At 61.9% G+C, this 22,732-nt stretch carries 16 protein-coding genes and 2 tRNA genes; 10 read left to right on the top strand and 8 right to left on the bottom strand.

The window, feature by feature from the left end; all coding sequences use genetic code 11:
• The first annotated feature begins 12 nt into the window (after positions 1-12).
• Positions 13-981, top strand: a complete 969-nt coding sequence (locus tag JIN78_RS07020; RefSeq protein WP_200391239.1) for an XdhC family protein — start codon at positions 13-15, stop codon at positions 979-981.
• Here JIN78_RS07020 and JIN78_RS07015 read toward each other — a convergent pair.
• Together JIN78_RS07015 and fabG are read right to left on the bottom strand one after the other, a co-directional pair.
• The gene (locus JIN78_RS07015; RefSeq protein WP_200391238.1) at positions 971-1,456 is read right to left on the bottom strand and encodes a SixA phosphatase family protein; all 486 of its coding nucleotides are present in this window, start codon (positions 1,454-1,456) and stop codon (positions 971-973) included. The genes JIN78_RS07020 and JIN78_RS07015 overlap by 11 nt on opposite strands.
• A 1-nt stretch (position 1,457) precedes the next feature.
• Positions 1,458-2,204, bottom strand: coding sequence for a 3-oxoacyl-[acyl-carrier-protein] reductase (gene fabG / locus JIN78_RS07010; protein ID WP_200391237.1), 747 nt, complete (start codon positions 2,202-2,204; stop codon positions 1,458-1,460).
• Between the two features lie 153 nt (positions 2,205-2,357).
• On the opposite strand from fabG, the gene JIN78_RS07005 reads away from it, so the two are divergent.
• Both JIN78_RS07005 and JIN78_RS07000 read left to right on the top strand, forming a co-directional pair.
• Positions 2,358-2,924 carry a hypothetical protein gene (locus tag JIN78_RS07005; protein ID WP_200391236.1) on the top strand — a complete coding sequence of 189 codons (567 nt, stop codon included), beginning with the start codon at positions 2,358-2,360 and terminating at the stop codon, positions 2,922-2,924.
• The gene (locus JIN78_RS07000) at positions 2,921-3,109 is read left to right on the top strand and encodes a hypothetical protein (protein WP_200391235.1); all 189 of its coding nucleotides are present in this window, start codon (positions 2,921-2,923) and stop codon (positions 3,107-3,109) included. Before JIN78_RS07005 ends, JIN78_RS07000 begins: the two co-directional genes overlap by 4 nt.
• A 118-nt stretch (positions 3,110-3,227) precedes the next feature.
• Here the strand turns inward: JIN78_RS07000 and dinB are convergent, their stop codons facing one another.
• On the bottom strand, positions 3,228-4,268 hold the full coding sequence (gene dinB, locus JIN78_RS06995; protein WP_307832985.1) for a DNA polymerase IV: 1,041 nt from the start codon (positions 4,266-4,268) through the stop codon (positions 3,228-3,230).
• A 160-nt stretch (positions 4,269-4,428) separates the two neighbouring features.
• On the opposite strand from dinB, the gene serA reads away from it, so the two are divergent.
• The 3 genes from serA (at position 4,429) to JIN78_RS06980 (ending at position 7,394) form a co-directional block, all read left to right on the top strand.
• Entirely contained in the window at positions 4,429-6,030 is a 1,602-nt protein-coding gene (serA, locus tag JIN78_RS06990; RefSeq protein ID WP_200391234.1) for a phosphoglycerate dehydrogenase, read from the top strand.
• 68 nt (positions 6,031-6,098) lie between these two features.
• Entirely contained in the window at positions 6,099-6,527 is a 429-nt protein-coding gene (locus JIN78_RS06985) for an exosortase system-associated protein, TIGR04073 family (RefSeq protein ID WP_200391233.1), read from the top strand.
• A gap of 114 nt (positions 6,528-6,641) precedes the next feature.
• Positions 6,642-7,394: a hypothetical protein gene (locus tag JIN78_RS06980; protein WP_200391232.1), complete on the top strand. Its 753-nt coding sequence runs from the start codon at positions 6,642-6,644 to the stop codon at positions 7,392-7,394.
• Here JIN78_RS06980 and JIN78_RS06975 read toward each other — a convergent pair.
• Together JIN78_RS06975 and JIN78_RS06970 are read right to left on the bottom strand one after the other, a co-directional pair.
• Positions 7,391-8,293 (bottom strand): LysR family transcriptional regulator, encoded by a 903-nt coding sequence (locus JIN78_RS06975; RefSeq protein WP_200391231.1) that lies wholly within the window; start codon positions 8,291-8,293, stop codon positions 7,391-7,393. The two genes, JIN78_RS06980 and JIN78_RS06975, sit on opposite strands and share 4 nt — an antisense overlap.
• Before the next feature lie 127 nt (positions 8,294-8,420).
• Positions 8,421-10,340 (bottom strand): TonB-dependent receptor domain-containing protein, encoded by a 1,920-nt coding sequence (locus JIN78_RS06970; protein ID WP_200391230.1) that lies wholly within the window; start codon positions 10,338-10,340, stop codon positions 8,421-8,423.
• Between the two features lie 163 nt (positions 10,341-10,503).
• On the opposite strand from JIN78_RS06970, the gene JIN78_RS06965 reads away from it, so the two are divergent.
• The 4 genes from JIN78_RS06965 (at position 10,504) to JIN78_RS17715 (ending at position 15,411) form a co-directional block, all read left to right on the top strand.
• A complete protein-coding gene (locus JIN78_RS06965; protein ID WP_200391229.1) occupies positions 10,504-11,838 on the top strand; it encodes an alkene reductase in 1,335 nt (444 codons plus the stop codon).
• 93 nt (positions 11,839-11,931) lie between these two features.
• A complete protein-coding gene (locus JIN78_RS06960; protein ID WP_200391228.1) occupies positions 11,932-12,255 on the top strand; it encodes a hypothetical protein in 324 nt (107 codons plus the stop codon).
• A gap of 77 nt (positions 12,256-12,332) precedes the next feature.
• Entirely contained in the window at positions 12,333-14,297 is a 1,965-nt protein-coding gene (locus tag JIN78_RS06955) for an alpha-amylase family glycosyl hydrolase (RefSeq protein ID WP_200391227.1), read from the top strand.
• 106 nt (positions 14,298-14,403) lie between these two features.
• Complete coding sequence (locus tag JIN78_RS17715) at positions 14,404-15,411, top strand: MBL fold metallo-hydrolase RNA specificity domain-containing protein (protein WP_200391226.1); 1,008 nt, start codon at positions 14,404-14,406, stop codon at positions 15,409-15,411.
• A gap of 58 nt (positions 15,412-15,469) precedes the next feature.
• Here JIN78_RS17715 and JIN78_RS06945 read toward each other — a convergent pair.
• From JIN78_RS06945 to JIN78_RS06935, 3 genes are all read right to left on the bottom strand, one after another.
• Positions 15,470-15,546: transfer RNA gene (locus JIN78_RS06945), tRNA-Met, on the bottom strand.
• Between the two features lie 147 nt (positions 15,547-15,693).
• Positions 15,694-15,787, bottom strand: a tRNA-Sec gene (locus JIN78_RS06940).
• Between the two features lie 71 nt (positions 15,788-15,858).
• A complete protein-coding gene (locus JIN78_RS06935; protein ID WP_200391225.1) occupies positions 15,859-22,707 on the bottom strand; it encodes a hypothetical protein in 6,849 nt (2,282 codons plus the stop codon).
• Between the last annotated feature and the right edge of the window lie 25 nt (positions 22,708-22,732).

Genomic DNA, 22,732 nt, shown 5'->3' with positions numbered 1-22,732 from the left:
GCCCCAGTCTTTATGAGCAACGATTGGCATCACCTTCTTGCCTTTTTGCAGGAACACCGCCACCGCCCACTGGCCCTAGCCACCCTCGTGGCGCGGGAAGGCTCCAGCTATCGGCAGCCCGGAGCCCGCCTCCTGGTTGCCCCCGGTGGCCCGTCGGTGGGCTCCCTCAGTGGAGGGTGTCTCGAAGAAGGCATCGCGCAAGTCGCGCAACGGGTCTTGGCCGACGGACAGGCGCGAACCGAACGGATCGACACCCGGCCTCATTTCGGCTGCCCGGGCAAGCTCACCATTCTGATTGAAAAGTTGCCTCCCGGAGGGTTGCGGGAGGCCATCACCACCCGAATCGCCAACCGGGAAACTTTCACTCTCAGCACGAACGCGACCGAAACCCGCCTCGGGGCTCCCGAATCAGCCCACGATTTCGTGGAAACCGTCCATCCCCGGCCCCGTCTCCTCGTGGTGGGCTGGACTGCCGACGAGAACCCGCTTTTTGAAATGGCTCAAATTCTTCACTGGGAGTGCTATCGCCTCCTCAAGAGCCCCCGGCAACAGGTGGCGCAAGTGGCCCACGAGTTCGCTACCTTTTGCCCGGCCGAGGAGCTGGAGGAGCGCTTTCCTCCCGATTCCGCCACGGCCCTGCTCGTGATGAGCCATCACCTCGCCACCGACCTGGCCTTTCTAAACGCCGCCATTCCCGCAAATTACAGCTACCTGGGTCTGTTGGGCTCGAAGCGACGACGGGAGGAATTACTTGCCGAGCTGGGCGCCCGTGGTTTGCTCGAAGATCCCACTTGGGTGGAGCGGTTTTACGCTCCCGTCGGCCTGGATCTGGGGGCGGACAACCCGGCCACCATTGCCTTGGCGATCCTAGCCGAGATCCAAGCGGTCTTCGCCCATCGCCAAGGGGGCTTCCTGCGCGAACGCCTCGGCTCCATTCATGGTCAGGGACAAAGGAAAGCCCTCGAGAGCCTCACCCAATGAGAACCCGGGGTGGGACGAGCATCTTGAGAAGAGCGCCCTGCCGGGAAGGGGGGGCGAGCTGGAAGTGCGCGAGGGCGGCCTTCTTCATCTCGCAATAGCCCGCTTCCGCGCCCAGCAGCCAATTGACAAGTGCGGAGAAGCTGGGCTCATGGCCAACGAGGACCACCCGCTCCAGCTCGGCCGGGAGGGCGGCCAGCTCGGCCATCACCGTCTCGGGATGAAGGTGAAAGTCGAGCCACTCCTGCACCACCGGCTGCTCGGGTAAGGCGGCGGCATGGAGAATCCCCGCCGCCGTTTCGCGAGCCCTTTCGCGCGGACTGCTCAACACGAGGTCGGGAGAATGCCCCAACTCCACGAGCAGGCGGCCCACCGCGCGCGCTTGCTTCCAACCCTTACTGGTCAGGCGCCGCCCGGCATCAGTGCGATCGGGGGCGATGTCTTCGGCCTTGCCGTGGCGAACGAGAAAGAGCTCCATTTCACATCGTCATTCCCCCATCGGTCGCCACCACTTGTCCGGTGATGTAGCGGGCCTCGGGGCTGGCTAAGAAGAGGGCGAGAGCAGTGACATCGGCGACATTGCCGAGTTCCTTGAGCGGAATCTTCTCCTTGATGGACTCGATGATCTTCTCGTCGAGGGCATCGGTCATATCGGTGGCGATGAAGCCCGGGGCAATGGCGTTGCAGGTCACCTTCTTGCCCGCCAACTCACGCGCGACGGACTTGGTGAAGCCAATGAGCCCGGCCTTGCTGGCGGCGTAGTTGGCCTGCCCGGCGTTGCCGATGAGCCCGATGACGGAGCTGACGTTGATGATGCGCCCGTGACCCGACTTCATGAGCGGACGCTGGAAGGCTTTCGTGAGGTTGAAGGCTCCCTTCAGGTTGGTGTCGAGCACGGCATCCCAGTCCTCTTCCTTCATCCGCATAAGCAGGCCATCACGGGTGATGCCGGCATTGTTGATGAGAACGTCCACTTGGCCAAAGTCCGCCAAAATGGTCTTGGCCACCTCGGCTACGGCAGCTCCGTCAGCCACGTCCACCGCGTAGGCCTTGGCCGCGTCGGGAGTCTCGCCATTAATCGTATTCACCGCCGCCCCACAACTGCTCTCGTTGCGGGAAATGACCGCCACCTTGGCTCCCTCGGCAGCGAAAGCCTTTGCCATTTCCAGCCCGATACCCCGGCCAGCGCCGCTGACCACCACCACTTGATCTTGAAATTTTGCCATCGCGGGATTGCACCCGAGGGGGAGCCGTCTGCCAACCTCAAATTTTGTCCAAAGCGGCCCGAGGCACTCCCGCCACCCTGCCGCCGGGCTTCGGAGCGCGGAACCCCGAACTCGCTCTTTCGTTTTCTTTCAAAAAGTGCTTTCTTGTCGGTCGTGAAATTCTTCGACCGCGAACAATGGCTGGCCCTGCGCACAGGTGGCTTGATTCTCCTCGCCTTTGCGGCTGGCATCGTCCTCATCTGGGTCGCCGGCTACCTGCCCGGCACGGTCGGTCGCACTTTTTCCCTCATCACCGGAATGCTGTGGACCCCCACCATCATGGAGCCCGTGCTCGCGGTCGCGGCCCTGATGGCCATCCTCATTCTCAATCACTACCGTCGACAGCGGGAAGGCTCGGAGTTCGTCTATCTGGAGACGGTGGATGGTCCGGCGGCCTCCCAATTGCCAGCGGAATCCCGCGCCGTGACCTTTGCCGACCAACCCCAGCCGCCCAGCGGGGAGGAGGTGGTGGCCGTGGTGGAGGGCTTGGTGGCAATGGGTGACTTTCGCGACGCCCAACGCCTCATGCTCGAGCTGCCTCCCCAATTGCTCGAAGAAGAAGCCATGCTGGCGGTGCGCTTGCAAATGGCCTATCACAACGAGGACCCCAACCATGTGCGCGGCCTCAGCCGGAAACTCGCCGACCTCAACCCGGACCATCCGGCCTTGCAGCAATCATGAAAAGTGTCCTCCGCACTCTGGCTTGGCATCTTGTTCTTTGCGCTTACACTTGGAAGCTGGCCTTGCTCAGCGTCGATCAGGAACCTGGAATCTTAGCCGATTACCTCGCGGTTCTCGGCTTCGGCGTCGTCGCCTTTACTCACGCTGTCAGAAAGAAGCCGCAATCCGGAACCAATCAATCCTAATCAACTCACAAAACCGGGTTACAAAGCCAATCAACAGGAGCAACCGCTCAATTTGAGCGGAAAGAAGGAGGAAAGAGAGCACCGGAAGTTGCCGAGATTGCTACTTGGGCGAAGAACGCTAGAGCTCGAGTTCCAATTGTCTTTTAGCCTCCCGGGCGGCGAACTTGACCCCCACGCCCAGCAGGCGCACGGCCCGGCCCTGCCCCCGCTGCCAAGCCTCCTGCAAGAGCTCCGCAAACAGGGCCCTCTCCAGCTCGCTTCCGCCGCGCTCGGCGGTGGTGGACTCGAAGTCCGCGAACTTGAGTTTGACAACCAGGGACTTGATGCGTCGTTCGCTCTTCTCACTCAGGGACTCTTGTAAACTCTCCAGCAAGGGGGAGAGAGCGGCATCGAGTTCCTCAAGAGATTGGCGATTTTCGCGAAAAGTGGTTTCCTTGCTCAGGGACTTGCGCTCGCGAGTGACGCGCACCGCACGGTCGTCCACCCCCCGGCAGAGATCGTAGAGTTCGCTCCCCCATTTGCCAAAACGGCGGGCCAACTCCACGCGCTCGAATCGCTGCAAATCGCCACAAGTGGTCACCTGCAGTGCAGCCAGCTTTTGCGCCATCTTCTGCCCCACCCCGGGAATTTTTTTGACCGGAAGCTCCTGCATAAAAGCGGCCACCTCCTCGGGAGCGATCGCGAATTGGCCATCAGGCTTTTCCCAGTCGCTGGCCACCTTGGCCAACATCTTATTGGGCGCGATGCCTGCCGAAGCGGTGAGCCCGGTCTCCTCCCGGATCTGATGGCGAATCTCCCGTGCCACCGCCGGACCCGGGGAATTGAGAGCCGTGATATCCAGATAAGCCTCATCCAGGCTCAAGGGCTCGATGAGCTCGCTGAAGCGCCCGAAAATGGCCCGGATCTTTTGCGATTCCTCTTGGTAGACTTCGAAGCGGGTGGGGACCAGAATGAGGTGGGGGCACTTTTCCAAGGCCATGAAAACGGGCATTGCCGACCGGCAGCCATACTTGCGGGCCTCATAATTGGCAGTGGTCAGAACCCCCCGTTGGGAACGCCCGCCCACCCCCACGGGCTTGCCTCGCAGCGCGGGCTGATCGCGCTCCTCTATGGCCGCATAAAAGCAATCCATATCGAGGTGGAGAATGGTCCGGGGCACGGGGCAAACTAGCCTCAAAGTGATTTCCGGGCAGCCTTTTTTGAAAGAATAAAGTCACAAAAGAACAAGATGAAGAGATTGCACTTTTCTTTACGATGAAAATACAAAGAGACCCGATCTCACTCTTGCGCGCTGCGGTGCGAGCCATTATGGCGGGGGCATGGCTCATCGCGTTCTCGTCTCCGATCCGATTTCTGAAATTGGCGTTGCTCTGCTCAACGATCACCCCGAAGTGGAAGCTGACTTCAAGACCGGGCTCTCTCCGGAAGAGTTGCTCGCAATCATCGGCGACTACGATGGACTCGTAGTGCGCTCCCAGACCAAAGTGACCCCCGAGGTCCTCGCTGCGGCCAAGAACCTGAAGGTCATCGGCCGGGCGGGCGTGGGAGTGGACAATATCGATAAGGACGCCGCCAACCAGCACGGGGTGATCGTGATGAACACCCCCACCGGCAACACCATTTCCACCGCCGAGCATGCCTTCACCCTCATGCTCTCGGCCGCCCGCAACATCGCCCCCGGCCATCAATCCGTCATCGCGGGAGAATTCGCGGCCGGGCGCAAGGCCAACCAGGGCATTGAGATGAATGGCAAGCGGCTGGCCGTCATTGGCATGGGGCGCATCGGGACCGAGTTCGTCACCCGGGCCAAAGCCTTCAACATGTCTGTGGTGGCCTTCGACCCCTTCTTGACGCAAAGCCGCGCCGACGAACTGAAAATCGAGTTGGCAGAGACCCCCGAAGCCGCCCTCACCGGGGCCGACGTCGTCACACTGCACGTCCCCCTCAACGATGGCACCAGGCGCATCATCAATGCCGATCGCCTCGCTCTCATGAACAAGGGAGCGCTAGTGGTCAACTGCGCACGGGGCGGGCTCATCGACGAAGCCGCCCTCAAGGCCGCCATCGACTCCGGTCACATTGCGGGTTGCGCCTTGGATGTCTTTGAAGAAGAGCCACCCAGCGCTGACCACCCCCTTCTCGCACTCAACAAGTTCGTGGCCTTCACCCCCCATTTGGGTGCCTCGACCGCCGAAGCCCAGGAGAACGTCGGCATCCAGGTCGCCGAGCAAGTGCGCGACTTTCTGACCACAGGGGAGATTCGCAATGCCATCAACATGCCTTCGCTGGATGCCTCCGCCCGCGCGGCCATCGGCCCCTACCTCGATCTTTCCGCTTCTTTGGGCAAACTTCTGGCCAAGCTGGGTATGAGCAATCCCGACGCCTTGCGAGTGTCCTACCACGGTCCCCTGGCTAAGAAGGACACCGCCCTCGTCTCGCGCTCGGTCCTGACCAACTATCTCTCCGCTTCACGCAGCGACGGGCAAGTCAATATCGTCAATGCTCCCGCCGTCGCCGCCGAAATGGGGCTGGAGCTGGTCGAATCCACCATCAATGCCAAGACCGAGTATAACGAGCTTCTCGTCGTGGAGTTGCGCAAGGGCGATGAGCGCTTCCGCCTCTCCGGCACCTTGATTGGCAGCTCTCCACGCATCGTCGAGATCGACCGCCTCTACGTCGATATCAACATTGCAGGTCACTTCCTCATCGTCCGCAATGACGACCGCCCCGGCATCGTGGGCGCGGTGGGCACCCTGCTGGGAGGGGAAGAGGTCAATATCGCCAATCTCTCCCTTGCCCGCAACAAGACGCAAGGCAACGCCCTCACCGTCATCGAGGTGGACGAGCCCCTCTCTGCGGAAATCATGGAGAAAGTGCGCGCCATCCCAGGCGTAACCCATTCCACTGGAGTTAGTTTGTAAATAGGCCACAAAGAGAGACAATTTTTCATTGTCACATTCTTCACAGTCCTTCAATATCACCTTCAGCGATGAAAAAACTGATTCTTGCAGCAGCGTTCTTGAGCCTCGGCAGTGTGGCTTACGGTGACATTCAGGCCCCTCCAGGTGCTCAATACAATTCGTCCCGCAAGTTGGGCCGGGCCATCAGCAACATCCTTTACGGGGTGATGGAGATCCCCGAGCAAATCGTTCGCCAATCCGACACCAATGGCCACAAGGCAGGCTGGTCCTACGGAGTTGTCAATGGCACCCAGCGCGCTTTCAAACGCTTGGGCTATGGCTTCTACGAGCTCTTCACGTTCCACTGCCCCACCTACAAAGGCACCTTCAAGCCCCCTTACACCAAGTGCGGCTCCGACTGGCGCATCGAGATGAACCCCAGCGAAGGTCTTTCCGAGTTCCCGCCCGAGCTTGGCTTTGAAGACTACTTCAGCCACTCCCGCACCCAAACTTGGTAAAACCGACTAGCAGTTTTACTTTTCCGAACCCGATTGGCGCTGCCGGTCGGGTTTTTTTTGACAATTGATATCTTTTTTACGAACAAAATCTCTCTCTCCGTCGTTATCCCGGATGTGACTACCCCCCAACTTCCTCTCCTCCTCGGACTCTTCTTCACGAGCAGTTCTTTCCTCTGTGGGCAAACCAGAGAATGGAAGAACACCGACGGTAGCAAATCAATCGTCGCCACCTTCGTTTCGCGCGATACCGAGACCATCACTCTCAAGCGGAGTACTGGCGAAACTCTCACCTTTCCAGTGACCCGGCTGCATGAGAGCGAGCTCACTTATCTGGATGACAACCACCCCTTGGAAACCGGCGGGGGCACGGAACAAGGCAACGCCTTCGGCCCCCTCAGCTTTGGCGATAGTCGGGCAGAGGTGGAAGAGAAGCTGTTGCAGAGCTCCTTTGTCAAAACCAAGGTCGATCGCGGGCTCTTCGGTCGCACCGGGCTCAATGGCATCTTCGAGACCGCGCAATCCATCGGGGATCTCCCCTGCTTCCTCTACTTCGATTGGGACACCGCAGGCGGTCTGCGCGAGGTGACCCTACGGACCAAAGACGAGGCCGTGGGCAGCTACCGCAGCAAGCTCCACCCCACTTGGACGGAACTGATCGAGCTCTTGGCCAAGCTCTACGGAAACCCCCTCTCCAAGTCCCCATTCCCCGAGGCAAACAAGCTGGAGATGGGAAGCATCATCGGCACCCATCTCTGGCGCACGGGCGAGGGCCACTCCGTCTTTCTGGGACCCGCCCGCTCAATGGACGGCTACAATGTGAGCGTGCGCATCACCACCGAACGCATCGAACCCGTCCCGGTGCCCTAGTCCTTGCCCTGGCGAAGAACTTTAGCCCGGGCCTTTGCCAAAGTGAGAAATTCTTCCGCCACAGGCTTGAGCTGCCCCTGCCAAAGCGCTCCCACCACCATGGGAGCGAAGTCAGCCAAGACGAGGGAGCGGATACCGGAGGGGGGCTTTTCAGCGGGCACGGCCACCCCGATCCCGGCCCCGAAGCCGCGCGCGACATAGTCTTTCACGGTATCGAGGGAACTGACCTCCACCGTCACCGGCCAGTCGATCTGGCGACTATCGAATTCGGCTTGCAACATTTTGCTCAACAACTCGTGGGGAGGAAGACCGATGAGCGGCAGACGCCCCACTTTACCCTTCTCCCAAACATCATCCTCCAGCACCCCGGCCAGAGAACGAGCTCTCTCCTGACTCGGCAAATGCAAGGCCAGCGGAATGCGCACAAACTCGCAGTGGCGCAACCCCTCCGCGAGGCGTCCATGAAGAACGGTGACCGCGATGTCGACCTTTTGCGCAAGAATGAGAGCAGGCACATCACTGGGCTCCGCCTCCAGCAAGGTGAGACGCATACCCGGCATCCCTTCCCGTAATTCGCTCAACAAGTCTGGCAGATGATTCCGCAAAACGGTGGCGGAGGCCGCGATGCGCAAATGGCGGCTCTGCTCGCCCTTGAGCTGCTCCTCCACCTCATCGAGACGAGAGAAAAAGGGATAGGCAAAATCGTAAAGCCGCTCCCCTTCCGTGGTGAGAGCGAAGGGCCGCCGATTGAAAAGCTTCACTCCCAGGTCCTTTTCCAGCTGTAGAATTTGCCCACTTACCGCCGGTTGCTGGATCCCGTAGGGCATCTTCCGCACCGCAGCAGTGATTCCTTCGTATTTGGCCACGTAGTAGAAGAGCTCGAGATGGTGGACGTTCACCAATGGATTGAAGCAACTTGCCCGACCCCTGCCTAGCGAGAAATCAGTGGTCAAAAAAGGCCCCTCCCCTTTCCCGCAGGAGAGGAGACGAGCCTACTTTTTCTAGTGAAGAACGAACTCCCGGCAATCAGAACTCGTAGCTGGCGCCGAGCCGGAACTCGCGGCCGGGACTCTTCAGCCCGGAAGCCGCATAAATGGTGTGGTCCTGATAATCGTCGTCAAAGAGATTGTCCACATTGGCAATCAACTCCAACCCGTCAACGTGCGGCACTTGCCAGCGGGCGAAGGCATTGACCAGAGTGTAGGACTCCTTGCCCGCTACGGACGGGAAGCGGCCGAAAGGCACTTCTTCCACATTCTCGCGATATTCCACGCTTCCCCCCAAGGTCAGCCCCCAGGGCTCGGCAAAGTAAGAAGCCTGTGCGATCCAGCGACGCCCCGCCACCACCATCCCGAAGTCGTCGGGGTAAGCATAACCCTTCACGCTGGGCTCATTGTCGCTCACCCCCAGCGAAGCGGAAAAGGCCTCGTTGCGGTAGCCCAAGGTGAATTCGTAGCCTTCATTCTCGATGTCACCCAGGCTCACGGTGCTCCCGGAGGGGTAGATGTAATTGTCGATGGTCTGATTGAAATAAGCCCCCTGGGCAAAGAAGCCGGCAATCTCATATTCCGCGCTGTAGCGGAAGTTGCGCGCCTCTTCCCCCTCCAAGTCCGCCGGCGGTGCGCCCGGCAGAAAAGACTCGCGGATACCCACCCCGCGGTAGGCCTCGGCATAAGAAGCCATCAGGGAAAGTCCCTCCAAGGGCCTCACCGTGACCGTTGCATTGGGGCTGAAACGGGAAGAATCGTGCTCTTCCCCCGCGATGTCATCGAAATCATAGCTATCATAGCGACCGCCGAAACTCAGCTGCAGCATGCGGTGCAATTGCCAGTCATTTTGCCAAAATACACCATAGGCCAGCTCCTCCTCCGCCACCTTGCCCGAGGTCCGCCGCACTTCGCTATCGAAGAAGCGCCAGTCCACCCCATAAGTCGCGGTAAAGCTGTCCCCCAGGCGTGTAGCATTGCGGAGATTGAAACCGAAACCATCCAGCCGGGTGTGCTCGCCACTGAGCCCGCGCTCATATTCCTGCCGCGAAAAAGAAGCATCGGCCTGCAAGTCCACCCAGGGATTGTCGACTGGCTGATAACGATAGCGCGCGGTCACGGTGTCCCGCCCTAACTCGATGGGCTGCAGGAGACCAGTTGGTCGGCCAGATTCCACCAACCAGTCTTCGGAGACATTGGGGCGGTCGAAGGCCAATGTCTCACTGCGCTGATGCTCGTAGCCGAGTTCAAGAGCATGCCCGCCTGCAAAGCGACCGCTCAATTTCACCAAATACCCTTCACCGCTGTATTCCGTGAGGTCCACCACCCCCCCATCCCCGGCCTCATAATCGGCCCGATCGGTGTAATTGGCGGAAAGAAACAACCCCCAATTGTCACTCAGCCGGGTGGCGAGGGTTTGGGACAATTTGAATCCTTCGCCATTGGAATAGTAGAGCCCCTTGCTCAAGCCCTTGAATTCCTCGTCGGGTCCGAGGAGGTCAAAGGCCCCCTTGGTCTCGAAGCGGACCGCGCCATTCAACGCGCCCAAGCCCTGCAAGGCATTGCCCGCCCCGGCCTCGATGGCCACCTGCTGGATGAGCTCGGGCTCCACAAACACCGAGCCCGCATGGTGATAGAGACTTCCCTGCACCGCACCATCCACCGTCACATTGCTGAGAGGCGATTCCAAGCCATTGACGAAAATTTGCTGGGCCTGCGCGCGACCGCCATTGACCATCACCGAAGGAGTATTCTGGAAAATATCGTTCAAATCGGCTGCCTGCAGATTCTCCAATTCCTCAGCATCAATGGACTCGGTAACGTGGGGAGAAAGCAGCTCGGCCACCGGCTCGTCCTCAGCGGTCACCGTGGACGGGTTCAAGGTCTCAAAGGCATCTTGAGAGAAAGCCAGTGGGCTGGCCGCGAGAAGAAAGACGGCGGAATAGGATGTCGTTCGCATGAGCGCCAGAAGCTGCTCGAAGCGCCCCTTTTCCTCTAGCGGTCGCTTGCCATTTTCAGACCGCCAGTTGCCTTCAACTCCCCCCTTCTCGCCCGAGCAGAAGTCATGGCGGCACGATTCACGCTTTCCTCTTGCGCCTGACGAGTACAGTTTGCGACCAGAAATGAAACTTTTCGAACCTTTCGACCTCACTCCAGGACTCACCCTGCCCAACCGCATCGTGATGGCCCCCCTCACCCGCAATCGTGCTGGAGACGGCAATGTCCCCACCGACCTGATGCGCGAATACTACCAACAGCGCGCCAGCTTCGGTCTCCTCATCTCCGAAGCCACCCCAGTCAACGAGGCAGGCCACGGCTATCCTTCCACCCCCGGCATCTATACCCCAGAACAGATCGAAGGCTGGAAGAAGATCACCGCCGCCGTCCACGAAGCAGGCGGACGCATCTTTTGCCAGCTCTGGCACTGCGGACGCATTTCCCACCCGGCCTATCAACCCAAGCACAAGTTCCCCCCCGCACCCTCCCCCATCGGGGCTCGCGACAGTCAAATCTGGAAGCCGGATTGGACCCCGGTGGAAAAAGTGGTCAAACCCCGCCAAATGAGCGCCGATGATATCGACTTCACCATCGAGGACTACCGCAAAGCCACCCGGGCTGCTCGCGAAGCCGGATTCGACGGGGTGGAAATCCATGGAGCCAATGGCTACCTCATCAACCAATTCCTGGCCCCCAATAGCAACAAACGCAAAGATGAATACGGAGGCTCCCTTCCCAACCGGACCCGCTTCCTTTGCGAGCTCCTCGACGCCGTGACCACGGAGTGGCCCGAGCGCGTCGCCCTGCGCCTCTCTCCTCCCGGCACTTTCAACGACATCGATAGTAGCGACGCCGAAGCACTCTACACCCACCTCATCGAAAAGCTCAACGACTACGATCTGGCCTATCTGCACCTCGTCGAGCCCCGCATGTTTGCCGACTACGACCTGGCGACCTACGACCTTCCACTTTCCAGCAAAACCTGGCGGCCCCTCTACAAAGGCACTCTCATCTCCTCCGGAGGCCACCAGAAGGAAAGCGCCACCGTGCTGCTCAACCATGCCCAGGCCGACCTCATCGCCTTTGGCCGTCTGGCCATCGCCAATCCCGACTTGCCGGAGCGCTTGCGCCTCGACGCCCCTCTCAACGACTACGACCGCGAAACCTTCTACGGAGGCACGGAAAAAGGCTACACCGACTACCCCACCCTCGCGGAAATGCCGGAACCGACCCCTGACCCAGCCCCCAATCCCACCCCTGATTCAGAGCAAAGGGAAAATCATGACACAGCCGACGAGGAGGAGAACACGACCACCCCCGCCGCACCCGAGCCAGGAGACACGGAGAAAGACCTCCCCCCGAGTTCAGAAGAACCTGATGAAAGTCAAACGGCTATCGACCCCACTCCCTCCGTCCAGACCGGAGAGGACCATCCGGGCGAAGAAGGACGCGAGCCCTGAAAAGGTCCGGCAACCTGCCTGCGAGCCATTTTTTTGAAACTTCTTTCACTGTGACCTTGTCGCTTCCCAGCTGATACGGTATACATACATTGTATGATAACGCAGACGGGACACTTGACGGAGGATCTAGAAAAAGACCTGGAGCTTGTTTCAGCCGAGCTTCACAATGAATTGGTGCGAGCCGAGCGGGAACTGGAGCTGGAACACGCCCAGCTGAAGGCCCTCGTCGGAGAGGACAATCCCGAGCTCGTGGAGCAAATGAAGGCCATGGAAGAGAGCATCACCCGACTCTACAATGGCCTCGAAAAGGCCGTCCTCTACCTTCAGCTGGCACAGGGGGAAAGCTACATCTTGCGCCAGCAAATGCAGAGCCGGCTCCCCGCTACCCGGCTGGACCGCCTATCGCCGGTAGCCTGAAAAAATCCTCCCTGACACGGACACACATTGCCGTAAGATTGTCTGGCTTCCAACGGGTTTTCAGGCACGCTAGCGTCATGGATAAAGAATTGGCTCTCATCGCGGACGATCCTTGGCTGGAGCCCTACGCCCATGCCATCACGGGTCGGCGTGATCGCTTCCGCGAAAGTCTGGCCCACAACGACTGGCGGGCCCGTGCGCAACTGCACCGGAAGCACGGCCTCCAGTTCGATGCCGAAGCACAACTCTGGTGCTACCGCGACTACGCTCCCAATGCCTATCAGCTCTCGCTGGTGGGCGACTTCAACAACTGGGACAAGAACGCCCATCCGGCCACCCGGCAGGAAAATGGCATCTGGGAGCTCACCCTCCCCGCCACCGCCCTTTCCCATCTCTCCAATTACAAAGTGTGCGTCAGCGGGGACAACGGCACCCACCACCGCCTCTCGCCCTTCACCTACTACGCCACCCAGAATCCCGAGAATCACGAATTCACCGGCACCATTTGGCAGCCCGCCAACCCCTACCAGTGGCAGAACGAAGCTCCCCCCAAGCCGACAGCCCCCCGCATCTACGAGGCCCACATCGGCCTCGCCACCGAGCGCGAAGGCGTTGGCACCTACGAGGAGTTCCGCACCTTCGTCCTGCCTCGCATTGCCAAGCTCGGCTACGACACTGTTCAACTCATGGCCATCGCCGAGCACCCCTACTACGGATCCTTCGGCTATCACGTGGCCAACTTCTTCGCCCCCGCCAGCCGCTTCGGCACCCCAGACGAGCTGCGCGCCCTCGTCGACGAAGCCCACGGCCTCGGCATCTCGGTCGTCCTCGATCTGGTCCACTCCCATACCGTCAAGAACTTTGCCGAAGGCCTTCGCGAGTTCGATGGCCGCGAGGGCTACCTCCTCCACGCCGGGCCCGCCGGCGAGCACGAGCAATGGGACTCCCTCCTCTTTGATTACGGTCATCCCGCTACCCTCGACTTCCTCCTCTCCAACCTCGCCTACTGGTTGGAAGAGTTTCGCTTCGATGGCTTCCGCTTCGACGGGGTGACCTCCATCCTTTATCACCACCACGGCGACACCACCTTCGACCACTACGACAAATACTTCTACGATGGCGTCGAATGGAACGCAGTCACCTACCTGCAACTGGCCAATCACCTCATCCGCGAAATCAATCCCGCCGCCCTCACCATCGCAGAAGACTTCTCCGGCCTGCCCGGCTGCTGCCGTCCCCCCGAAGATGGCGGCCTCGGCTTCGACTACCGCCTCGGCATGGGCATCCCCGACCATTGGATCAAGCTCCTCAAGCACACCCCCGACGAACAATGGAACCTCCAGGAAATCTGGCACCAGCTTTCCAACCGCCGCTCAGGGGAAAAAACCGTAGCCTACGCCGAGTCCCACGACCAAGCTCTGGTGGGAGATAAAACCCTCGCCTTCTGGCTCATGGACAAGGAGATGTATTGGCACATGAGCAAAGGTGACGAAAACCCCATCATCGACCGCGGCATCGCCCTGCACAAGATGATCCGCCTCCTCACCATGATCGCCGGAGGAGAAGCCTGGCTCAGCTTCATCGGCAACGAATTCGGCCACCCCGAGTGGCTCGACTTTCCCCGCGAGGGCAACAACTGGTCCTACAAATACGCCCGCCGTCAATGGTCCCTGGCTGATAATCCAGAGCTAAAATACGGCGGTTTACAAAACTTCGAAGCCGCCCTCCTCAAACTCGTGCGCGACCACCGCGTCCTCGAAGCCGCACCCGCGCAACTGCTCAATATCGACCAAGACAATCTTTCCATCCAGTTCGAGCGCGCCAACCTCCTCTTCGCCCTCAACTTCCACCCCCACCACAGCATCGAGGGCTATCAATTCCCCACCCACCTGCCAGGTAGCTACCGCCACCTCCTCGACACCGATCAAGCCGAGTTCGAGGGACACCAACGTCTCGCCGCTGGCACCACCCACGAGGCTCCGGAGGGGACAATCAGCATCTACCTCCCCGCTCGTTGCGGCGTGATTCTAGAAAAATGCTAAACCTCCGAAAAGGGGGCGACCCGCGCAGAGCGGTCTCCCCCTTTGCTTCCCCCCGCCTTTGCTTTTTTGCCTTTTCCCGCACCCGGTCTAGCCTGGAGGCATTCCCGTGAGCGACCGCCCTCTCCTTCCCCTCGACACCCGCCCCGCCCTCTTTCTCCCCGAGCTTGGGCTCCATCTCGACGCCCCCCGCAAGCAGGCCTTCTCCTTCGTCTCCCACGCCCACGCCGACCACTTTGCCCGCCACGAGCGCATTCTTTGCTCCCCCGAGACCGCCCACCTTCTCCGTCGGCGCTACCAGGTCGCCGCCGATCGCCTGCACCCTCTCGCCTACGGAGAACCCTGGCTCCATCAGGACCATGAAATCCGCCTCCTGCCAGCCGGACATATTTTCGGCTCCGCCATGCTCCATCTCACCCGAATCAGCGATGGATCCAGCCTCCTCTACACCGGAGACTTCAAACGACGCCCCTCATTGACCTGTCAACCAGCGCAACTCCAGCCCGCTGATTTTCTCATCATGGAGACCACCTTCGGCCTTCCCCGCTACCGCTTCCCTCCCCGACAGGAGCTCACCTCCCGCCTTCTCTCCTTCGTCAAAGACGCCTTCGCCGAGAACCGCACCCCCGTCGTGCTCGCCTACTCCCTTGGCAAAGCCCAGGAAGCCCACGCCATTCTCTCCGCCGCCGACCTCCCCACCGTGGCAGCAAAGAGCGTTTGCGAGATGTCCCAAGCCTGTCACGAAGCAGGTCTCACCCTACCACCCCCCCCAGCTCTCGCAGACCAAGTGCCCCCCGGACACACCCTCATCGCCCCGCCCCAGATTCGCCGCCAAAAGCGATTCGCCGCTCTCGGTCCCACCCGCACCGCCATGCTCTCCGGCTGGGGTCTCGATGCCAGCGCGCGCTATCGTTACCGCTGCGACGCCGTCATTCCCCTCTCCGACCATGCCGACTACGACGAACTGATCCAAACCGTGCAAAGCGTGAACCCGCAACGCATTCTCACCGTCCACGGGTCCACCCGCGCATTCGCCCGCGACCTCCGTCAACACGGCTACGAAGCCTGGTCCCTCGACGGCAATGACCAGCTCGAATTCCCCTTCCAAACCCTCTGAAAGCTTCCACCCTGAAAGAGAGAAGGCCCTTAAGTCTCTCAACTTAAGGGCCTTCATTTGGTTACGGGGCTCAGATTTGAACTGAGGACCTTCAGGTTATGAGCCTGACGAGCTACCTGGCTGCTCCACCCCGCGATTTTGTTAGTTCCAGTGGCTCTCGCCGCCGGGAGGGGGACGTTATCTCACTTTCCGACCGGTGCAAGAATCTTTTGCCAGTTTTTTTCGTTTTTTTTGGAAAGAGCTTTCTTTCACAGCCCCGGCCCAAAATCCGCACCTACAAATTGGCGGAGAGGGAAGGAATCGAACCCACCAGACCCCGTGAGAAGTCTCAACGGTTTTGAAGACCGCGGCGGCCACCAGGCACGCATTTCTCTCCGCCCTCAAGGTGAAGGTGTTTGCTCTCGGGCGCAAGTCTCTCTTCGCTTTCCGCACCTTTCCTCCCCAACCTCAGCGTTTGGCGGGCCGGAGGGCGTAGGCGCAGGCCGCAGCGAGGGCGAGGAGGAGGAGACAGGCTCCCACCAGTTCCGGCCGGCCGGAATTCGCGCTTCCATTGGCAAGGGCGAGGCGCAGGGTAAGGGGCTCACTCCCGGCCACCCGCACGGAGCGGCGGAAGATCAACTCCTGACCCTCGGCCGGCACGGGCACGGCGAGGGCCTGGGGGGCGGGCTCGCTGGTTTTCTGGTGCTTGAGCAAGCGGTCGGCAATGCGCCGTAGAAAGTCGTTCTCCTCGGCGGAGTTGCCCAGCAAGAGCTGCTCCAGATCGGTGGGCTTGAAGTTCACTTCCCCTTGCAAGATGCCATTGGCGGCAGCGGCCACTTCCAGTTCATTGTTGCGGGCACTGGCGGGGTCGTTGAGGGCGTTGTCGAGGTAGAGGCGCTGGCGCCGCGAATTGAGCCCGACCACGATTTGATCACTCTGCACGCGATTGAGTTTCACGCGGGCGTCTTCGTTGAAGGCTCCGTCGAGGCTGTAGTTGTTCGCCACATTCTGGTAGAGCAAAAGGGCCTCGGCCTGTTGCCCGGCCTGCAGGAGGCTGTCGGCCTTGTCGAAGGTGGCGATCGCTTTTTCTTTGGCCAAAGTGGAGCGGTCGGCGAGAGCACGCAGATAGGAGTCCTTGCCGAAGCGCTTGGAGGCCGCCGATTCCTCCTGCAAATCGAGATCACCGGCGATTGAGCCCAGCTCAAAGTCCTCCGGCACGATGACGCGCCAAACGATATCCTCCAGAGGGACGGAAATCTCCGGGCTACGAAAGGTCAGGCTCTCCGCCACTTCCCCGGCCTGGGCGTAGGCAAATTCCACCTCGGCGGCAGTCTCCCCGGCGCCGGGCACGACGTAGAAGAGGTAGCCCCCGCCATCGCGCACGATGTTCACGCTCTCGCCATTGACAAAGACATGAAAGAGCTCGGCTCCGCCCGGAAAAGCGATGCGCAGTGAGCTGCGTTGCACGACCTCGACCTGGAGCCGGGCGGCGGTGAGGCGATCACCGAGGGGTGAGACGACGGTAGTGAATTGCCCTTGCGAGACACGGAGCTTGAGGGCTTCCGCGATGGCATGCCGGGTGACCTGAACGGTAAGAGGGCCGGGCCCCGCGCGCAGGACGGCCGCCGGACTGCCCCCTTCCCCAGCGCGCCGCAGGGAACCGGGTAGAGCGGTCCAATCAACACGATACCACCCTTCTGGCAGGTCCGCGAAGGTCACCTCGAGATGACTTCCCGCGCGAAAAGCGAAGGTGGTGTTCGCTTGCCGGAGGGCAGGAAATTCCGCTCTGGTGAGCCGCTCCTGTCCGCCCGTCCGCTCGCCCGTGCGCTCCCACTCCAGGCGCACGGCCTGGGAGCCGAGGACGCGGCGCTGGAAGGTGATTTCCCAAAGTCCAGCCTCGCCGGGAACGGGAAAAATCCCGCTCACCGCCTCTCCACTAGCCCGCAGCGTCTTGGCCATTTCCTCGCTGAGGTCGGGCAAGGCGACCCGTAGGGTGCGGATGGCGGCATTCTCGATCTCCAGGGAAGCGAGCAAGAGATGGCGCGTCTGCCCTTCGCGCAGGGTCACTTCTTGCAAAATTTGCCCCGTCACCCAGGGTTCCAGTTCCTCGACACCGAGGGTCAGCTCCCACTCTTTTTGCAAAAGACGGTAGGCCAAGGCGGAGTCGCCCACCGTGCGCAAGCCGGCCGCCCGGGGGTCTAGTTCGGAGACATTCTTGCGCTCCAGGGTGCGCAGGCGCAGTCCTTGCTCGGCCCGGACAATCAGTTGCCCGCTTTGGCGAGTGGCCTCGGCGACCACCACCCGCGGGACAGTCCAGCGATCGCTCCGGGGAGAGTCGTCGCCGGTCTCCTCGCCTTCAAAGGTTCCCGTTTTGGCCAGGACGAGGGAGAAAGCATTTTCCCCCAGGGTCTGCCCGCCGAGATGAGCGATCACCACGCGCTCGCCGTTCTCTTCGCTCTCGTCCCAGTGGCTGAGCGCCTCCCCGCTGAAGGACTCCACCTCGAAGCCCGGAGGCAGCGGCAAGCGAAAGCGGAAAATGCCCGCTCGCAGGATGGTCACCCGCAGGTCGGATTTCAGCAAAATGCGTTCCGCTCCCAGCGAGAGCACTTCCTCGCTCTCGACCCGGATTTCGGGCTCCACCGGCACCATGCCCAGCTGCAGGGTGGCCGCCTCGGCCCCGTAGCGATAGGCCCGGTGCAGGACCTCCCCCTCGGCCCGCAGAAGACGGGAGGGAAAGTCGCGGGCGTGAATCTCCAGCAAGCCGGTGGCGGTGACCTTCCCGGCCTGGGCTTCGCCTCCGAAAGCCAGCCCCAGCGAGCCCACTTCGCGCTCGGCTCCTTTCACTCGCAGAGGAGCGAGGGCGAGCTCCAAGGGCAGGGCCCCGAGACTGCGCTGGGTGACGACGAGGAGGGAAAAATCCTCCGCTTGCGGAGTAGCGAGGTCGACCACCAGCTCGCGGCTGGCGACATCGAAGCGCCAGCCAGCCACCGGTCCCTCGCCCACCCGGCTCACGGTGAGCCCTTCCGGGACGAGCAGGCGCACCTGCCGAACGACCCCTTGCGCGGGGCGCAGAGTCGCGTGATGGCGCCCTTCCAAAAGCCCCGGACCGGGGAGGTAAGCATTGGCCACCTCCACGAAGAACGCGGTCTCCTCACGCAGGGGATCACGCTCGCGGGGACGCAGGGAGAGAGTCGTCTCGGCCTGAGGGAGCAAAAGAAGGCGCACTACCGGCTGCCCGTCCTCCGCGCCTTCCTCCACCACCAGGGCGGAATCGGAGACCACTTCCCAACCGGCCTTGGGGAGAGCGAGATCGAGTCGACTGACCGCCGCAGCCGGAGTGGGGAGGGTCAGGGAGGAAGGCTCGGCTGGCATCTGGTAGGAAAAAGTCGCCTCGCGCCATCCGGGATCGCGCCCGGCGCCCTCCTCCCTCGCGTCCCCGGCCTTTGCCTCCGGTGGGGACTCCTTGTCAGGCCCAGCAGTGAGCGTGAGCCAAAAGCCGCTTTCATCGGAAGAGAGAAGAAGCCCTTCCCCCGAGAATCCCCGCAAGGTCGCGGCCGGACCCAGCAACCGGAAGCGGTCACCCACCTCCCCCCGGAGGGTCAGCTGGCCTTCCGCCGCGAAGCGTTCTCCGCTCATCTCTGCCACCTGCCGCAAGGACTCCGCAGCCGGGATTTCCGCCCCTTCACCGCGCGGAGCGCCCGCGAGAGTCACGCCCAGCATGAGCCCGGCCAGACCGGCGGAAGGACGCAAGCCCTTCCCCCGGGTTCGCGGGGAGGACCTTTTTCCCCCCAAGAGGCTCAGCAAAATCAGCCCCATCGCGCCCCCCAAGAGAACGAAGAACCAGAAAGCCCCGCCTGGCAGCCAGAGAGCCCCGGCCCCGGCGGCGAGAAAAGCGGACAAGCGAATGCCCATTCCCCAGCCTCGCAGCGAGGCCAGAAGAGTCAGCAGGACACCCCCGCCCATGAGCGCCAGGCTCCAGACGTCCCACCCGAAGCGACCCTTCTCGGCGTGGACAAGACGCGCCACCACCTCTTCTCCGGGGGCGAGAACCGGCACGCTGATTGAGACTTGGGAAGAACCCGACCCGGGCTCCGCAAAGGAAAGCGTCAGCAAGTAAGCCAGGGCGAGGAAGGCGGCCATGAGCAAGCCAAAGGCCACCCAGCGGGCGGGACGGGCCAAAACCGCGACCGCTGCCAGCAAGGCCAGCAAAAGCAGAGTCGGGAAAAGCCCGCGCTCCACCAGCCAGACAAAGCCGCGTTCACCCTCTGCCAGAGCGGACCCGGCCCGCAGGCGCAGCTCGCGGCGCTCATCCCCGGCGATGTCCCAAGCGGTTTGCAGAACCGGAGCGGCCAGGGTCGGCAGGGCGAGATCAAGGGCGCGGGAAGACTGGGCGGCTTGACCGTAGCGCAGCGAAACCGCCACCCGCTCATTGGCATCGGTGCCCGGCGGCAAGGGAATGAGGGTGCTGCCCTCATCGACCCGGGCATTGACAGCCTCGCCGGCCACGCGAGTTTCCCACAAACTCACCCCGGCGGGCAAGGTCACGCGCAGAATCCGGCTCCCCCGGCTACTCAAACTGTAGTTCATATCGGTGACCACTTCTCCATCGCGCGAGACCCGGCTGCTCGCTTCCGCGAACTCCACCACCTGCGCCACGGTCTCGCCCGGTTCATACCAATCGATAGCCAGAGCCAACTCAAAGGGACGAGCGGTGTATTGATAAACGGCCAGCGAGGGAGCGGAGCTGGACAGACGGAACTCGGCCGGAAGCTCGAGGACATCGAGCTTCAGCAGCCCCCCGGAGGCGGTCGCGACCTCGCACTGCACCTGCACCGGGCTGACCACCTGCACATAGCCGCGCTCGTCGCGCACCCCCAGCGGCTGCACCCGCCCGGGCCGCAGGGAGCCCCCTTGCGCTCCTACTTTTTCCTCGCAGGTGAGCAAGAGAGTGAACAGTCCCATCACGGGCTGTTGCAGGGTCACAATGACCTCCTCGCCCTCCCGCCGCCAGGTGCGCACCTGCTGGCCATCGATGGCCACATTACCCACCTCGGCGGGCACGCGCAGACGCCACTCATCGACGGGACTCCCCGTCACAAAGTAGTTCACCACCACGCTGCCGTAGGCGGTGCCATCCTTGAGAGAATAGAGATGAAAGACATCGGCCTCCACACTGCCGGGCAGGCGCTCCACCTGCAAGGTCGCCGACCAGTCGCGCTCCCGCTGCCGGAAGGCCAGCTGCAGCCCCGCCGGTCGTTTGGGGAAATAAGAGAGGGGCTTTTCGGCCAACTTGACGGCTTCTCCCAGCGACACCCGCACCCCCGGTTCGGCGGCGATGCCCAGGTCCCCCCGCACCGCCTGGGCTCCCGGGTAGCCCAACTTGGGCAGGACCCAGTCCCCCTCCGGCAGTAACTCGTTATTCTCCAACTGCACCCGCAGGAGTTGGCGCCCGGCCACTTCTTCCGCGAAAAGTATGCGCAGCGAGCGCCGCTCGTTTTCCTCGCCACCACTCACCACGTAGTCGGCCACCGCCGCCCCGCTGACAGAGACCACCGCATGGGCTGCGGGAAGTTCCAGGGTCCACTCGCGCAGGGTGGACTCGCGGATATCCAGCTCGACCTCCGCACTGAGAGCCCGCCCGCTTTCCCCGAGCTGATAGAGCACGGTCTCGTTGACCATGACCTCGGGCACGATTTGGCTCGCCTGCAGGGAGAGAGCGTAGTCGGCGGAGGGAAAGCGGTAGACGAACTGTTGGCGGGCGGCCCGGCTCGCGCCGGGAAAAGCCTCGGGGGGAAGCTGCATCAGGCCCCGCTCGGGAGTGACCTGGAGATGCACCGCTCCCCCATCGCGCACCCGGAGGTGCCCGGAATGGCTCACCGCCGCACCGGGGGTGAGCTGCAGGGGAGAAGCCTCCACCGGAAAAGCCCCCAGGGCCAACTGGCTGGTGACCTGCAGCGAGACCGAGCCCGTGCGGGCCTCACGCAGAGCCACCACAAGCCCCTCCTCGTTCCGCTCCCATGAAAGCAAGTCTGGTCCCGTGACTGCGAGCACTTCGCCCGGCCCGGAGAGCTCCAGCTGCAGGCTGCTCATCTCCCCCTGCAGAATGCGGAAGGAAAAGTCGCTCTCTTGGCGCAACAGACCCGCCCCCACTTCCACATCGACCTCCGCTTGACTCGAAAAGAGGAGGGCCCCTTCCGACGCGGGCAAAGCCTTTTGCCAAGCCAGTTGAAAGCGTCCCCCGGCAGGAAGGTAGGCCAACCACTTTTCTCCTTCCGCCTGGGGAAGCAAGGTTTGCCCGGCGGGAAAGGTCACCTCCGAGAGCCCTCGTAGCTCAACCGGCAGCAGGGTGGCCGCCGGAATGGTGAAGTCCATTCCCCAACCCGCCTCCTGCGACAAGAGAGGAGCCAGAAAAGTGAGCGTCAGCGGATAACTCCCCGCCTGGGCCACTTCGACAAAGTAGGTGTCCCCGCGCAGAAAAAAACGCAGCCCGGCGACCTCGGGCAATTCGCCCACCGCTGCCGAGCCCTTCAGCAACGGGAGCTCGACCCCATCCTGCGAGGCGACCACCTGGCCCCGCAGCTGGAAACGCGCCCGTCCCCCCTCCTCCGTCACCGTCCCCCGCAGAGAGGCCGAGCGCAGGGCAACCCGCTCCCCGGGCGCACCATCCACCGCCACCGCGAGCAAGATCTCGCCCCCCGTGGCCGTCATCAACTCACGCGAGACCGGCCCCGCTCCCAAGAGATTTTGCCAACCACTCTGCTCGCGCTCCTGCCGTTTGGGGCTCACCTCGAGCAGCTTTTCAAAATGCCCCACCAACCCCTCGGCGATCGTGACCGTGATTTCGGACTGGAAGCCCACCGCCTCCCCGGAACCCAGATTCCACAAGCGGATTTCGGCAGGCAGTTCGGTCAGTTCCTGCTCGACTTGAATTTGAAAGCGATAGGACTCCTGCCCCTCCCGCACGGCGAGTTCGAGATAAGCCCCGTCCAGCCCCCGACGGGTGGACCAGCTTTGCAAAGGACTCTCCCCGCCTTCGTCCTCGTCCTCAGAGAGCGCAACCACCTCCCGCACCCGTCCCCCACCCTGCAGGGCAAAGGAAAAGGTCTCCGGCTTGCCCTGAATCACCTTCACCGTCAGCTCGGCGGTGTGGCTGACGAGTTCCCGGTGGGCTTCCGCCGTTTGGCTGACATGGGCCGAGTAGTAGAGCGGCACGGGCTCCTTCTCTTTCACATCGATGGTCACCGAGGCCTCTTCAGCCCCTAGGAAGGGAAAAAGAGTCAGCAGCAAGAGAAAGGCAGAACAAAGAAAGGTTTTCATGATGAAGTTAAAAAAATCCAGATTC

The sequence above is a fragment of the Roseibacillus ishigakijimensis genome (genome assembly GCF_016595415.1).
Taxonomy (GTDB): Bacteria; Verrucomicrobiota; Verrucomicrobiia; order Verrucomicrobiales; family Akkermansiaceae; genus Roseibacillus; species Roseibacillus ishigakijimensis.
This window is presented reverse-complemented; position numbering and strand designations above follow the sequence as displayed.

Coding starts and splice junctions, on each gene's coding strand:
- JIN78_RS07000 (WP_200391235.1), top strand. CDS start 2,921: ATGAAAAGTGTCCTCCGCACTCTGGCTTGGCATCTTGTTCTTTGCGCT.
- fabG (WP_200391237.1), bottom strand. CDS start 2,204: ATGGCAAAATTTCAAGATCAAGTGGTGGTGGTCAGCGGCGCTGGCCGG.
- JIN78_RS07020 (WP_200391239.1), top strand. CDS start 13: ATGAGCAACGATTGGCATCACCTTCTTGCCTTTTTGCAGGAACACCGC.
- JIN78_RS06935 (WP_200391225.1), bottom strand. CDS start 22,707: ATGAAAACCTTTCTTTGTTCTGCCTTTCTCTTGCTGCTGACTCTTTTT.
- serA (WP_200391234.1), top strand. CDS start 4,429: ATGGCTCATCGCGTTCTCGTCTCCGATCCGATTTCTGAAATTGGCGTT.
- JIN78_RS06955 (WP_200391227.1), top strand. CDS start 12,333: ATGGATAAAGAATTGGCTCTCATCGCGGACGATCCTTGGCTGGAGCCC.
- JIN78_RS06960 (WP_200391228.1), top strand. CDS start 11,932: ATGATAACGCAGACGGGACACTTGACGGAGGATCTAGAAAAAGACCTG.
- JIN78_RS07015 (WP_200391238.1), bottom strand. CDS start 1,456: ATGGAGCTCTTTCTCGTTCGCCACGGCAAGGCCGAAGACATCGCCCCC.
- JIN78_RS06970 (WP_200391230.1), bottom strand. CDS start 10,340: ATGCGAACGACATCCTATTCCGCCGTCTTTCTTCTCGCGGCCAGCCCA.
- JIN78_RS06965 (WP_200391229.1), top strand. CDS start 10,504: ATGAAACTTTTCGAACCTTTCGACCTCACTCCAGGACTCACCCTGCCC.
- JIN78_RS06985 (WP_200391233.1), top strand. CDS start 6,099: ATGAAAAAACTGATTCTTGCAGCAGCGTTCTTGAGCCTCGGCAGTGTG.